Here is a 14,866-nt window from a genome sequence, read left to right on the forward strand (position 1 = left end):
TAAATAATAGTTCGCAAAAAAACACCCCAAAAGTTAAGTGTTACTAACTTTTGGGGTGTAACTTGTATTAGGATGCTGATTCGACAGCGTCGATTACGGATCCAGTTTCTGCATCTACGAAGAACTCGTACTGAGCAGGTTTTCCATCAATCGTACGGGAGATTCCGCCACGGTAAACAGTATACGTGAGGCCGTGCTTCACTTTTTCTTCCGGTTTCATATAGATCCAAGATCCACTGATCGGACCTTCTTTCTTAAACGCTTCTTTAGCGAATTTCAATGCTTTTTCCGGAGTTACTTTCTGTTGTTTCGCAATCTGCTTCTGGATCAAATACCCAGCTGCAAGGCCAGCACCTACGATTGCTACTGTTTTCTTTACGCCCATTTTGGTCACCTCTTCAACTTAAGTTATGTTCTATTATATCTTATTACCTTAGAAATATAAAACGAAACAACCTTTATGGCATGTTGAGGAGCAATAGTTTACAATAGATATACAATAGTCTGACAAAAAGGGAGTACATATACATGAACGAGAAAACATTGGATTTATTTAAACAATTGACAGAGCTGCAGGCAGCACCAGGCAACGAACAGCTGATGCGAGCTTTTATGAAAGAAAGGCTGAAGCCTTATGCGGATGAGATCATCCAGGATAAGCTCGGCGGTATATTTGGCGTAAAAAAAGGCAAGGGACCTAAGGTGATGGCTGCCGGACATATGGATGAAGTCGGCTTCATGGTAACAGGTATTACACCAAATGGTCTGCTTCGCTTTCAGACATTAGGCGGCTGGTGGAGTCAAGTGCTGCTTGCGCAGCGCGTGCAGGTTATGACAGACGAAGGACCGATTCCAGGTGTCATCAGCTCTACACCTCCTCATCTGTTAACGCCTGAGCAGCGGAGTAAACCTGCCAGCATCGACAGCATGCTGATTGATATCGGCGCAGATGATGAACGTGATGCATATGAGCTAGGTGTAAAGCTAGGACAGCAGATTCTTCCGTTTATGCCGTTTACCCCGATGGCCAATGAGAAGAAAATCCTGGCAAAGGCTTGGGATAATCGATATGGCTGTGGGTTGGCGCTCGAATTAATGGAAGAAGTGGCTGGAGAAACATTGCCGAATCAGTTGTATGCTGGTGCTACGGTGCAGGAAGAAGTCGGTCTTCGTGGTGCTCAAGTTGCTGCCAATATGATCAAACCTGATATTTTCTATGCGATGGATGCGTCACCTGCCAATGATGTTAGCGGAGACAAACAAGCGTTCGGTCATTTAGGTCAAGGAGCATTACTCCGTATTTTTGACGGTACAATGATCATGAATCGCAATATGCGTGAATTCATTCTTGATACAGCAGAATCTAATAATATCAACTACCAGTACTATGTCGGCAAAGGCGGCACGGATGCCGGACGTGTACATTTGGCACATGAAGGAGTTCCTTCTGCTGTCATCGGCATCGTTTCCCGCTATGTGCACACAAGTGCAAGCATCATTCATGTTGATGATTATGCAGCTGCAAAAGAGCTTCTAATTAAGCTTGTCCGGGCAACAGATCAGTCGACAGTGGATCTTATTACTTCGAACGATTGATCTCGTCGGAAAGGAAGCGTAACGGATGAAAATGATAGTCGGATCTAAAAATCCTGCCAAAGTTTCGGCTGTTTCGGCTGTGTTTGGATCTCGGTGGGAACTTGAAAGTACAGCGGTCGATTCTGGCGTTAGTGCACAGCCGATGAGTGACGAAGAGACACGCCAAGGTGCCATCCAGCGTGCAATTGCATGCAGCAAGCTGGATGGAGCGGCGGCCGGTATTGGTCTTGAAGGCGGCGTCACAGAGATGGATGACGGTCTGTATATATGTAACTGGGGTGCTTTAGCAGTCGGGGATAAAGTATGGAGCGCAAGCGGTGCTAAGCTGCTATTGCCTGACTTCATCGCCGAACCAGTACTTTCAGGTGAAGAGCTTGGTCCAGTTATGCGGGCATTTACAAGCAGGCAGGATGTCTCAACAACAGAAGGAGCGGTCGGTGTCTTTACCAATGGACATATGTCCCGCTCTGCTATGTTTGAGCATATATGTTTGCTATTGAAAGGGCAGTATAGCTTTTATGAGTCAAACAAAAAGAAGGAAGCGGGAATTTGATATCCGCTTCCTTCTTTTTATGATGTTTTTTTATAATCTGTCGTCTTGTCTTTTTCGTCTTCCGTGATAGGGAAATCTGGCTGTTCTGCTTCGACGTCCATCTCAGCAAAGGCTTCTGTTTCGGATTCAGTTGAATCAGAAGTAATTAGATCTTCTTCCTTATCGCTGAATTCAGCTGATTCATCCGATGCAGAGGCAAATTCGAATTGAGCTACCTCGATAGCCAATTCTTTGGCCAGCTGCTGCAGCTGGGAGGCTGCGTTTGTCAGGACATCAATCGAAGCTGCCTGCGTATCACTTGATGAAGCTACCTCCTGTGCTGTTGAGGCTGCTTCATCGGCAATTTGATTAATATGTCCAAGCATATCCGCAACAGAATCATTACTTGCTGCAACTTCTGAAACAGATGAAGAGATGTCCTTCATTTTCGTATTACCTTGCTGCAACTGTTTATGAATACGATCAAATGCATTTGTAGTTTCTTCAACACTGAAAGCTTGAACTTGCTGATAAGCATCGAAGGCTTTGGCTTCTTCTGCTAAATCGGTCATTTGCTGATTCATTGTCCCAACAAGCTTGTGGATTTGCTGTGCTTCTTGTTTGGAGCGTTCTGCCAGCTTCTTCACTTCATCAGCAACTACAGCAAATCCCCTGCCATGCTCACCTGCACGAGCGGATTCAATCGCTGCATTAAGTGCCAGCAGATTTGTACTTTCTGAAATCTCTTCAATTGTCTGGACGATAGAGCGAATCTGATTTGCTTGTTGTACAGCACTTTGGATTTCTGTTGTCAGCTTTTGAGCGAGCTTCAAGAAGCTATCAGAGGTTTCATGCAATTTTTGCATTTGATTGATACCGTTGCTTCCTTCCAGCTCTGCATGTTTCATTGCCTTACCGACTAGTGCTGTTTCATCCTTCATCAATGTAATTGCATGGCGGACCTTATCCAGCATCATATTGCTTTCTTCGAGCTGAGCAGCCTGATCCTGCGCGCCGCCTGCCACTTGGCCGATTGCTTGGTTCACTTCTTCATATTGAGCTGCTGTCTGCTGAGAAGCTGCTGCTAGATAAGAAGAAGAGGCATCTAATACTTCGGAAGCTTCTTTCACTTTAATCATGGACTGCTCCATCTTACCTGCCATCTGATTAAATGTTTCACCCAAATCTGCCATCTCGTCCTTTGTTGTTATGGGTACACGGTAAGCTAGGTTACCATTTCCGATAATCTCTGTAGCTTCTTTAAGCTGTCGGATTGATTTCGTGATGGCACGGATAAGCGGCCATCCGATACAAAGTACAAGCAGGAAACTAAGAATAATGACGGCAAGTAAGACAATGCCAAGAACTGTAGAAGTTCTTTCGTTTGACTGTTTTAAATTATCAGTCTGCTCAATTGCTGTTTCGCCGACACTGTCTACAGTCGTTGTTACTTCCAAGGCAGATGTTTCGAAATTCGTTGCTAACTCAGCAGCCTGGGTGCGTGTGTTCGAAAGCGTGGACATGGCAGATGTGTATTTTAAGAGACTGGAGTTTATATCACTAACTGCGTCACTTTCTAATTCCGAATCAGTAATTGCCGTTTTGAATGCATCTACTGCTCCATCGAATGCGTCTTTATCTGGTGCATTGCCATTTTGAGGCTGTATGATACCTTGCTCGGTTCTTGTAACGTTCTCCAAAGCAGCAGATACGTCTTCTCCAGCATTTCCGGCAATGCTGCGAAAATTCTCTGAAGCATCACTTATGATTTTTCGGAGTCCTTCATCAGAAGTGTAGCCGATTGTTTCATTCATACTCGTGACTTTCTCAAGTTCTTTTTCATAGGAAGCTGCGCCATCCTTGATTTGCGTAAAGTAAGCTTGCAAGTCGTTATTATCCTTGTATTTCTCTTCATATGTAGAAGCTTGTTTCTCAATGCCAGCAATAGCGCCTAGTACAGATTCGGCGTTAGATACAGATGGCTGGGCAAAGTATGTCTCCTGCTTCTCAAGTGTATCGAGCATATCATCCTTGATATACTGACTGGATACATAGGCTTCTTGGTATCGCTGCGTTTCTTCTGACATTTGATTCTGCTGGTAGAAATAATAATAACTGAATGCTCCAAGTACCAGAATACTTGCCAGTGAAGAGAACATGATTAAACGGATTCTCTGTCGAATGGTGTGCATATATTTCCCCCTTATGCTATTGTGTGCTCTCTTATATTATAGGTACAACCTACCATATTTACAATAAATTAATAAAAGTTTGATAATTTAACTGAATGATTCGACCCATTCATATGATTAGAACTGAATATTTCTAGGTACAAAGAGGAAGTAGCTTGCAAAGTGACAGCTGCAAAGCGCAGTATATTCGCTTTTGGTTCTGTGCTTTGATAAAATGAAGAAAAAGATTGAAGAAAAGATTAATGGGGGCTTTTAAATTGAAAAACTTAGAATCAGAAGCACAACTCAAAGAAATACTTCAAAATGGCAAAACAATCTTGATGTTTTCTGCTGACTGGTGTCCGGACTGCCGAATCATCGAGCCGGAACTACCAGAAATCGAAGCGAAATACAGCGAATTCGAATTCATCCATGTAGACCGTGATCAATTCATTGAAGTGTGTCAGCAATATGATGTATTCGGAATTCCAAGTTTTGTTGCATTCAATAAAGAAGAGGAAATCGGACGATTTGTATCGAAGGATCGCAAGTCTAAAGAGGAAATCGAGTCTTTCATCGAATCCTTACCGCAATAACTGCAAGGAGTATAACTTATGAAAATGACTGCTTTGAAAATGAAGAAAAAATTAGAGGATCGTCTGCAGGACCCTGCATGGCGTACTTCCTATGACCGGGATAAGAGCAAATTTCGAGTAGAATGGCAGGATACGAAGGAAGGTGTGACGCTCGCACTTCCAAATATTATTGCAAAATATGAAACGCGTGGCGAAAAAGCGCTGGATGAACTCGAACAGCATGTAAAAGAAGCTTTGCGTGTCATGCATGAAGAACAGCATCTGGAAGGAAACGAACAGCATGTCTTTCCAGTTATACGAGCTACTTCTTTTCCATCTGAAACGAAAGCCGGACTGAAGATGGTATATTCGGAGCATACGGCAGAAACGAGAATTTATTACGCGCTTGATCTTGGCAAATCGTATCGTCTCATTGACGAACAAATGATGGAAGAGCAGGGCTGGACTATCGAACGTCTTCGGGAAATTGCTGCATTTAACGCTAGAAGTCTTTCTACAGAACTGAAAGAAGACAGGGTTGCAGATAATTCCTTTTACTTTATTGCGACACAGGATGGCTACGATGCCAGCCGCATATTGAACGAGTCGCTTTTGGAAGGATTCCGTGCGAATGCGAAAGGGGATGTGCTTGTAGCTGTTCCTCACCAGGATGTGCTGATTTTAGCGGATATTGAAAATAAGACTGGTTATGATATATTAGCACAGGTAACCATGAAATATTTTGCAGAAGGCCGTGTACCAATCACATCTTTACCATTTATTTACGAAGATAAGAAATTGGAGCCAGTTTTCATAATGGCACGCAATAGACCAGAGTCTGCCAAGGGAGAGGAAAAGTAAGATGCAAGCATTTTATAACAAACAAGGAATCGGTGATGTATTGTTGCTCGCTATCAAGCAAGGAGATCGTCATTCCATTAAAGAAGAAAGATTCGGAGATGTCGTTCGAATTACAGATAAGGATGAGCTAGTCGGTTACAATATCTTCCGCGCTTCTGAATATTTGAATATCGCAACAGCAGGTAAAGTGCAGGTCGATGAGGAATTCGCCAGTAAAATTCGTGATATTTTCCGTCAGAACAACTTAGAAGATGCATTTGATGTAGACCTTACACCTAAATTTGTTGTCGGATTTGTTAAGGAAAAAGAAAAGCACAGCAACGCTGATAAACTAAGTGTCTGTCAAGTCGACCTTGGAGATGAGACAGTACAAATCGTTTGTGGTGCACCAAACGTCGATGCAGGTCAAAAAGTGGTAGTTGCGAAAGTGGGCGCCATCATGCCGAGCGGTTTGGAAATCAAAGCCGGCAATTTACGTGGTGAAGATAGTTTTGGTATGATTTGCTCCCAAAAAGAGCTGGGTCTGCCAAACGCACCGGAAGAAAAAGGAATTTATGTGCTGGACGATTCCTATAAAGTCGGCCAGGTTTTTGAAGCTTAATAGGGAAATGAACACCGGATACAAACGTATCCGGTGTTTTTTTAGGTAATTGGGACTGAAATGCCGGAGAACCGCCGTATTTTTTACGTTTTGATGGAATGTTTTTAGGGTAAAGCTATTCACGGTTTGTGAAAACCTGCTAAAATGAAGATATTATACTGAAAAAGGAAGTTTTACTATGTGGGAGCGTCTTAGGCAAGCTCTAAGCAACTTTTTTATGACCGAAGTAGTAGTGGAAGAAGAACCAGAGCTGAAATCACGGAACGCTTCTGAACAAAAAGTACAGAAACAGTATCAGACAAATCAGCAGCCACAAGCAAAAATGGCTTATACATACCCGAAAGAACGTGCTTTTCGGTTTCCAATGATACCGGATGAGTCTGGAAGTACAAAACCACCAGCCTCAAATGTGCGGCCAGTACGTCATCGAGCCCAACCAGATACAAAGGTACCAGAAAAGCGGCAGCCACGGCAGCCTGAAAAACCGAAAGTACAAGAGCGGCCTTCCAGCGTAAGCAGGCAGCGCAAGCCAGAAAGAAAAGATCCGGAACCAAAGGCAGAAAAGAAACCTTTCCAACCGACTGAAGTTCCGTCTCCTGTATACGGTTTCCGCAAGCGGAAAGAAGAAGTAGCGGATATCGTAACACTGGCATCCATTCAAGACCGGGCAGATTGGAAAAGAATCGCAGCATCTGCTACTACGATTACTCCTGAAGTGGAGGAAGAAAACAAGTTCGATATTCATGTTGAACAAGCTCCAGTAGAAGATATCACGCTGGAAAATCCTGTAATGGAATCGAAAGAGAACACGGACTTTACAGCAGCAGAATCAGAAAATAAAGAAACTCTTTTAGAAGAAACAAATACGAGCGTTGCAGAGGAAAAGGTAATCGAGGAGATTTCAGTTTCCGAAACAACGGAAGTTCTGAAACCTGAACCAATTCAGCTTGAGGAAGAGTCAGCTGGCATAAAAGAAGAGACTGCATGGGACCAATCGTCTGATATAGAAGAGACTGCTTCGAATAAAGCAGATGATAGCATTACAGAAGAAATTGTTCTGGACCAGTCGGTTGATAGGATAGAAGAAGACAATGATCCGGACTTAGAAGCAGGCACGAACGTAGATGACGAAATTAGTGATCTTATAGCCGAAGAGTCTGTTCATGATGAAGCAGTATACAGTGCAGCAGAAGACACTGCTCCGAACCGTACAACTGAAATGGAAATGACCGACGACTCTGTCGTACAAGCTGATGCTTCAGGCGTAAAAACAGCTCAGTCAGCAGAACAAACAGAAGTAAAAGAATTGCTGCAAGTAAAAGAGAGCACGGAAACAACAAATTCCGGACTTCGTGAAACTAGCAGTACAGTGAGAAAATCAGTACCTTTCAACGTATTCATGACACCAAGAGATAAACGAAGCAATTTGCAGGATAATAAGCTGTCCAGCCGCCAAGATTCAGTGAAGACGGAGCCGGTTGAACAGGAAATTCCTAAGCAGACCGAACCGATTTTTGCCAAACCTCCGATGCATCTTCTGAATGATCCTGTCGAACAGACGTTGGAAAATGATGCATGGGTCGATCAGCAAAGCCAGCTTTTAGAGACTACTTTAGAACATTTCAATGTAAACGCACACGTGGTCAATGCAATGCAAGGCCCATCTGTCACCCGTTTTGAGGTTCAGCCTGATCTTGGTGTGAAGGTTAGTAAGATCAAGAGCCTGACAGATGATATCAAACTGAATATGGCGGCCAAAGACATCCGCATGGAAGCACCGATTCCTGGCAAGAATGCAATCGGAATCGAAGTGCCGAATGCCGTATCGAAGCAAGTTGGCTTACAGGAAATACTGGAGACAGAAGATTTCCAAGGAAACAATTCGCCGCTTTCAGTCGCCCTAGGTTTGAATATTTCCGGCAATCCGATTGTGACGAACCTGCAGAAGATGCCACACGGTTTGATAGCTGGAGCAACAGGTTCCGGTAAAAGTGTATGTATCAATACTATTCTGCTAAGTCTATTGTATAAGGCGAATCATAAGCAGGTGAAATTCCTGTTGATCGATCCGAAAATGGTGGAGCTTGCTCCTTACAATGACTTGCCTCATTTAGTCTCACCAGTCATTACCGACACCAAAGCAGCTACTGCAGCTCTAAAGTGGGCGGTAAATGAGATGGAAGAACGATACATGAAGTTCGTCGGCGAAGGAGTCCGCGATATCGGACGCTACAACGAGAAACTCGATAAGCAGGGACGTTACGCTGATAAGATGCCATATTTGGTCATCGTTATCGACGAGTTGGCGGATCTTATGATGGTAGCTCCACAGGACGTTGAGGATTCCATTTGCCGGATTGCGCAGAAAGCAAGAGCAGCTGGAATCCATCTGCTGCTGGCAACACAGCGTCCGTCCGTGGATGTCATTACAGGCTTGATCAAAGCTAATATCCCGACACGAATAGCTTTCAGTGTTTCTTCTGCAATCGATTCCCGGACAATCATTGACAATAATGGTGCGGAGAAATTACTTGGAAAAGGTGATATGCTCTTCGTCGAAAACGGAGCGCGGCAAGCCCAGCGTATCCAAGGTGCTTTTGTGTCCGATGAAGAGATAGAACGTGTCGTCCAATATGTGAAACAGACAGCACCGCCAGAGTACCTTTTCCAGCATGAGGATCTGCTCGAGCGACGAGAGTCCGAGGAGGACGAGGATGAGTTGTATCGGGAAGCAGTCGAGTTTGTTATCGAGCACAATAGTGCGAGTGCGAGCTTGCTCCAGCGCCGTTTCAAAATCGGTTATAACCGTGCTGCCAGATTGATTGATCATATGGAGATGAGAGGTGTCATCTCTGAACAGAAAGGGAGCAAGCCACGCGATGTACTCGTGTCGCTGGCACAGCTCCAAACGGAATGAACGACAGCCTGGATGTTGTCCTATGGACCGTCCAGGCTGTGCTGTTATCCGAGACACCAACAAAGGGTGCTATGTATATACTGTAAAAAGCGTAACAGAAGAGATTCTGCATTTATAAAATACTGACAAAATGCTATACTGTTGCTAGTATGCTTTTTTTCATGTATATGTGACACACGACGCTTTACATACTTATACTAACACCATACAAAAGCGACATATTATTATGTGGAGGTTCCTATTATGACAACTTACCATTTCGTTGGTATTAAAGGATCTGGTATGAGTGCATTGGCGCAGATCCTGCATGATGCAGGTGAGAAAGTCCAAGGCTCCGATGTGGAGAAGGTTTTCTTCACGGATCAGGCCCTGAAAGATAAAAATATTACAATACTGCCATTTACAAAAGATAATATCAAACCGAATTTGACAATCATTGCAGGAAATGCATTCTCTGATGAACACGAGGAAATTCTTGAAGCAAAAAAACTTGGTCTTCCGATTTACCGCTATCATGACTTCCTGGGTGCATATGCGGATAAATTCCGCAGCATAGCAGTAACAGGAGCACATGGCAAAACATCGACGACAGGTCTCATGGCGTATACGCTGAAGCAGTCTCACCCGATCTCTTATTTAATCGGAGACGGAACTGGAAGCGGACAGCCTAAGAGTGATTACTTTGTTTTTGAAGCATGTGAATACCGCCGCCACTTCCTAGCTTATAAACCGGATTATGCGGTCATGCTGAATATCGATTTCGATCATCCTGACTATTTCCAGAACATCGAGGATGTATTCCAGGCTTTTCAGCAATTGGCCGATCAAGTTAAGCACGGTATCATTGCTTGCGGCGATGATCCATATTTGCGTGACCTTCAAGCAAATGTACCAATTCATTATTATGGATTCGATGCGTCTAATATGTACCAGGCAAAAAATGTACATGAAGAGCCGAATGGCACGACATTCGACGTATATATCGAAGGCAGTTTCTATCATACGTTTAACATTCCTGGATACGGGAATCACCAGGTTCTCAATGCGCTGGCAGTGACTGCAGTATGTCATCAGGAAGGTATGACACCTGATCAAATCAAGGAAATGTATGGTTTCACTGGTGTGAAACGACGTTTCTCTGAGAAGAAAGCCGGCAGCCAAGTATTGGTGGATGATTATGCTCATCATCCAAAAGAGATCGAGGTAACGATAGAATCAGCTCAGAAGAAATACCCGGATAAGCAGATTGTGGCTGTATTCCAGCCGCACACCTTTTCTAGGACAAAGACTTTCCTGCAAGAGTTTGCAGACAGTCTGAAAAATGCGGATAGCGTTTATCTGTGTGATATTTTCGGTTCTGCTCGTGAAGCAAAGGGAAATCTGACAATCCAGGATTTGCAGAAGCTCATACCAGGCTGTGAAGTATTGCAGCTTGAAGATGTAAACGTACTTAAGCAGTATGAAGATAGTGTCCTTTTATTCATGGGAGCCGGTGACATACAGAAATTCCAAGCTCGCTATGAAGAGTCGTTGCAAGCTGTCCAATAATCCATTACACTTAAAAAAGGGAGTATTACTCCCTTTTTTTTATTTGTACTTTTATGTTTAACGACGTACACCAAGGGAATAACGTAGTTAGACGAAAGAGTATAAAGCATGAGATGTGCTTCAACTACTCATACTACATACCAAGAAGGAGCTGACTAATCATTATGGAAATTCTAGGGTACATCGCTGCACTAATTGCAGCAATCGCATTCGCAGTCTTAGTAATCTACCTCGCAAAAACATTGAAAGCTGCTTCACGCACACTAAATGACGTAGCGAGCACATTGGAAGGTGTCGAAAAGCAAATGCAGGGCATTACGAGCGAAACAGCAGAACTGCTCAGCAAGACAAATCACCTTGCAGAAGACATCGGAGAGAAAGCGCAGAAGCTTAACACTCTTGTTGACGGAATTGAAGGCATCGGTGATACAGTGAACAGCCTTAACAATTCTATTCGCAATGTATCCAACAAAGTGGCACTATCTGCAGAACAGCATACAGAACAAACCGGCCAAGTACTAAAATGGGGCTCAGTTATACTTGACTTATGGAAGAAAAAGAAGCAGAATGAAGCCAATGAGGTCGCCTCTGTACCTGCAGTGCAGCCAACAGAGCAGCCGCTACCAGTAAAAGAAACATCCCATTAAACCAAGCGACGCGATAGGAGGCAATGCAGTATGTCAACGAAAAAGACGAACGGAAGAGATTTTCTGATTGGTTCGATCATCGGCAGCGTAGTAGGAGCTGTGACTGCTCTTGTTCTTGCACCTAAATCCGGTAAAGAACTTCGCAGCGATATTACGGAACAGGCTAGCTCCCTGAAAGGGCGCGCGGGCGAAATGAAAACACAGTACAGTGAAAAAGGTGCACAATGGAAAGATGTTGTCACTGAAAAATCCCGTGTAGTAGCTGATAAGGTGAAAGAATCCTCTCAGACTGTACAGGATAAAGTCAAGAACCTAAAATCCAAAGACCAAGCAGATGACACAGCTTCAAATGATAAAGAAGCAGAAGATGCAGCGGAAGAAGTAGCACGCGCAATCGAGGAAGCTGCAAGAGAATTGGAAATGGAACAGCAGAAATCCACGATTGAACGTAACAAGGATCTTTAATTATAAGACTCCTAAGCATCTTGCTTAGGAGTCTGTTTATTTTTGAAGGGAGTTTTGACAGAATGGAAGCTAAAGTCATTCAAAGCCAAGAGGAATTTCAGGATGTATTAAATAGGGATGCATCATTTTACTTGCTCAAGCATAGTCTGACCTGCCCGATCAGTGCAAGGGCGAAGCAGGAGTACGACAGATATAGCCTTGATACGCAGATACCAATGTACACATTATATGTCCAAGAAGCACGGGAGCTATCTAATACGATTGCAGACCGTTATGAGGTAAGACATGAATCTCCACAGGCGTTGCTTTTTGAGAATAATCAAGTAATCTGGAATACATCACACCATGACATTACAGAAGCTGTATTACGAGAGCAGGAAAATAGATTCAATCAATAGGTGGGTTTTTGATATGGAGCATGAACACAAATCGGATAAGAAGGAGGATGTCATTCGGGTTGGAGAATACGGCATCTTTTTCAAGCGCCCATATCAGATTCTGTATATGCTGAATGATTTTCTAATTGGATTAATCTTTCTCATCGGCAGTTTCCTCTTTCTATACGAATCTCTAAAGACAGCCGGATGCTTGCTTTTTGCAGCTGGCAGTTTGCTTCTTTTGATCCGTCCGACAATCCGTCTTGTCCACGATATTCACTATAAACGATATAGAAACAAGCAATAAAAAAGCTGTACGCTTAAGCGTACAGCTTTTTTAAGTGGTCAGTTCTATTTTATCGTGTGGAGACAAAAAGTCATGGAAGGATGCTTTGTCTCCATTTTTATATAATTGGAAGTTTCCACTAATCTTTGTCAGATCTATATCTACAAACCGGAAAATATCCTGGATAATGAATTGATCTGTGGCTACACGCATTTGAAGTCGAGCACCGCTAGAAATCTGCTCCTCATGTTCCAATGGTTTATCTCCACTATAAAGCTGTGCTGCGGGAGGAGTAAGCTTAAGTGTTTTTCCATTGAACTCAACTGTCAAACTCGCTTGATTTTCCGTCTGAAGATGAGAAAGCAGCTCAGATGCAGTTGGTGATCTGCGTTCAGAGATACGGATACTATCTCCATCATTCACCTGATCACGTAATCGTGCTGGAATTTCATTGATGGTAAACACCTGACTAAACGAATCAATCGACATTAGCTTATCATTTATGTAGACTTCATATTCCGTGTCATCAGGCAATGCCGGCAAAGATAGCTGCTGTTCATGTAAGAAATGTTCTATTGTTGTTGTTCGCTGCATGATAATTTCATCTCTGTCTTTGAGCTGATGGTTTGGGTGGACTGGCTGACCATTTACGAGCAGCTGCTGTTTCATCTGATAAGGTCGACCATTATAGAAGACTGTAATCGGATCTAAATCTCCTGTTATATCGCTTACAGTCACTTGTGGAGGCAAACCATCTACTCCAGCTTCGACATCCAGTTTATCTCCATCTCTTATAGCTGAGTCAAGACTTGCCGTCTGCTGGTTGAGTCGTATAGTTGGAGCCTGTCCTAATGTGCCAGGAAGAGTGAGCGGTTTCCCCTGGAAAGTGATCATGCAAGCGGCTCCCGGTTTCCCGTAAAGACGTGCTACCTGTATCCCTGCTGCTAGTAATGCATCACCAATAGTCAGTCTTTTCATATCGAATAAACGAATGACACGCCCGTTAACAAGTATACTGACATAATGTACAGGATTCTGTTTAGCTGCCAAGGCAATGCCGATTGGTGTTATAAAAGCAGGACCTGATGGCACGTTATCCGTTTTCGCAAGCGGTTGGATGGCTTCTGTTCCACGTATAGCTACTCTATTCTCCGGCAATTCAAGCCGTTTCGCCAAACGCATAGCCAGTCCAGGTGTCTGGCTGCCGCCACCGACGAGCATGACAGCTTTTGGGGGAACTGCATTCAACTGCATAATAGATTCTGCAATTGCTTCTGCCAGCTTGTCGACTGCATAGCCTATGTCCTGTTCGACTTGATCGGCTTCCAACTGCTGTTCAAAGCCGAGAATATCCATCGTCGTAATTGTCCCTATTTCTGCCCAGTCTCTTTTTGCCGCTTCGGCTACGTGAAAATCGAGCAAATAATGATCACTTATCGCTTCTGTGATTTCATCGCCGGCTTTTGGAACCATGCCATAAGCGGTAATTGTTCCTTCATTCGTTATGGCAATGTCACTTGTACCAGCACCGATATCAACCAATGCTACATTCAAACGACGCATTGATGGTGGTATAAGGACGCTGATTGCAGCAATTGGCTCCAATGTCAGTGCATCCATCTCCAAATCACTGCGCTTTAATGCTGACAATAAAGATTCTACAACGACCTTCGGTAAGAAAGTGGCAATAATCTCTACACTTGCTTCTTGGCCTTGCTGATCTATCAGCGAACCAATCTCCTGCTCGTCGAGCTGATAATGCAGAACCGAGTAGCCGACACAATAATAATCGGTACTCTTATCCTTCGATCGGGCGATTTCATATTGTGCCTGCTGTACAGCACTGAGCTCCAGATGCTGCACTTGCTCTCGGTCCAATACACCTCGTTCGGCTATTGAATGCTGCATTCGGATACGTTTTGTCTGCAGCGAACGTCCAGCAGCTGCGACACATACTTTATGCAGCTGACCGTGTTTTTCCTCAAGTTTAACTTTCACTTCCATGATAACCTGTGCGACGGCAACTACATCATGGATCTGGCCGTCAAGCATCGAACGCTCATCATGTTCAATTATCTCGTAATCTATCAATGTATAAATACCAGCATCTTCTTCAAGAAGCATGCCGACAACGGATCTAGTCCCAATATCCAAAGCGAAAATTCTTTCTTTCAAAACGATATTCCTTTCTGCATTGAACTCTTAGCTTCACTGAACACTGTAGCTTAATGAAACTTCTTCTGGATTCATTTAAAGCTCCTATTGTCATTCTACACTATTTGTGGATGAC

General features: G+C 43.6%; 14 protein-coding genes. 11 read left to right on the forward strand and 3 right to left on the reverse strand.

Annotated features, from left to right (window positions below; all coding sequences use genetic code 11):
• Nucleotides 1-67: 67 nt before the first annotated feature.
• A complete protein-coding gene (locus AE2B122_RS00070; protein WP_038562329.1) occupies nt 68-385 on the reverse strand; it encodes a PepSY domain-containing protein in 318 nt (105 codons plus the stop codon).
• Nucleotides 386-528: 143 nt separating this feature from the next.
• Here AE2B122_RS00070 and AE2B122_RS00075 point away from each other — a divergent pair, with 143 nt between their 5' ends.
• Together AE2B122_RS00075 and AE2B122_RS00080 are read left to right on the forward strand one after the other, a co-directional pair.
• On the forward strand, nt 529-1,596 hold the full coding sequence (locus AE2B122_RS00075) for a M42 family metallopeptidase (RefSeq protein ID WP_095272930.1): 1,068 nt from the start codon (nt 529-531) through the stop codon (nt 1,594-1,596).
• A 25-nt stretch (nt 1,597-1,621) separates the two neighbouring features.
• Entirely contained in the window at nt 1,622-2,149 is a 528-nt protein-coding gene (locus tag AE2B122_RS00080; protein WP_095220581.1) for a DUF84 family protein, read from the forward strand.
• Between the two features lie 17 nt (nt 2,150-2,166).
• Here the strand turns inward: AE2B122_RS00080 and AE2B122_RS00085 are convergent, their stop codons facing one another.
• Complete coding sequence (locus AE2B122_RS00085; protein WP_175072766.1) at nt 2,167-4,320, reverse strand: methyl-accepting chemotaxis protein; 2,154 nt, start codon at nt 4,318-4,320, stop codon at nt 2,167-2,169.
• Between the two features lie 242 nt (nt 4,321-4,562).
• On the opposite strand from AE2B122_RS00085, the gene AE2B122_RS00090 reads away from it, so the two are divergent.
• The 9 genes from AE2B122_RS00090 to AE2B122_RS00130 all read left to right on the forward strand — a co-directional run bounded on the left by AE2B122_RS00090 (nt 4,563) and on the right by AE2B122_RS00130 (nt 12,597).
• Nucleotides 4,563-4,895 (forward strand): thioredoxin family protein, encoded by a 333-nt coding sequence (locus AE2B122_RS00090; RefSeq protein WP_095220583.1) that lies wholly within the window; start codon nt 4,563-4,565, stop codon nt 4,893-4,895.
• A gap of 18 nt (nt 4,896-4,913) precedes the next feature.
• Nucleotides 4,914-5,735: a DUF1444 domain-containing protein gene (locus AE2B122_RS00095; protein WP_175072767.1), complete on the forward strand. Its 822-nt coding sequence runs from the start codon at nt 4,914-4,916 to the stop codon at nt 5,733-5,735.
• A 1-nt stretch (nt 5,736) separates the two neighbouring features.
• Nucleotides 5,737-6,336: a YtpR family tRNA-binding protein gene (gene ytpR, locus AE2B122_RS00100; RefSeq protein WP_175072768.1), complete on the forward strand. Its 600-nt coding sequence runs from the start codon at nt 5,737-5,739 to the stop codon at nt 6,334-6,336.
• A 178-nt stretch (nt 6,337-6,514) separates the two neighbouring features.
• Nucleotides 6,515-9,253 carry a DNA translocase FtsK gene (locus AE2B122_RS00105; RefSeq protein WP_254593385.1) on the forward strand — a complete coding sequence of 913 codons (2,739 nt, stop codon included), beginning with the start codon at nt 6,515-6,517 and terminating at the stop codon, nt 9,251-9,253.
• Nucleotides 9,254-9,496: 243 nt separating this feature from the next.
• Entirely contained in the window at nt 9,497-10,801 is a 1,305-nt protein-coding gene (gene murC / locus AE2B122_RS00110; RefSeq protein WP_175072769.1) for a UDP-N-acetylmuramate--L-alanine ligase, read from the forward strand.
• Between the two features lie 164 nt (nt 10,802-10,965).
• A complete protein-coding gene (locus tag AE2B122_RS00115) occupies nt 10,966-11,448 on the forward strand; it encodes a DUF948 domain-containing protein (protein ID WP_095220587.1) in 483 nt (160 codons plus the stop codon).
• Between the two features lie 30 nt (nt 11,449-11,478).
• Nucleotides 11,479-11,913, forward strand: a complete 435-nt coding sequence (locus AE2B122_RS00120; protein WP_038562301.1) for a YtxH domain-containing protein — start codon at nt 11,479-11,481, stop codon at nt 11,911-11,913.
• A 62-nt stretch (nt 11,914-11,975) separates the two neighbouring features.
• Nucleotides 11,976-12,311, forward strand: a complete 336-nt coding sequence (gene ytxJ, locus AE2B122_RS00125) for a bacillithiol system redox-active protein YtxJ (protein ID WP_175072770.1) — start codon at nt 11,976-11,978, stop codon at nt 12,309-12,311.
• Between the two features lie 13 nt (nt 12,312-12,324).
• Nucleotides 12,325-12,597, forward strand: a complete 273-nt coding sequence (locus tag AE2B122_RS00130; RefSeq protein ID WP_095220589.1) for a YrhK family protein — start codon at nt 12,325-12,327, stop codon at nt 12,595-12,597.
• 30 nt (nt 12,598-12,627) lie between these two features.
• Here the strand turns inward: AE2B122_RS00130 and pilM are convergent, their stop codons facing one another.
• Nucleotides 12,628-14,751, reverse strand: coding sequence for a pilus assembly protein PilM (gene pilM, locus AE2B122_RS00135; protein ID WP_175072771.1), 2,124 nt, complete (start codon nt 14,749-14,751; stop codon nt 12,628-12,630).
• Between the last annotated feature and the right edge of the window lie 115 nt (nt 14,752-14,866).

This window comes from Terribacillus sp. AE2B 122 (assembly GCF_902497585.1).
Lineage (GTDB): Bacteria > Bacillota > Bacilli > Bacillales > Amphibacillaceae > Terribacillus > Terribacillus saccharophilus_A.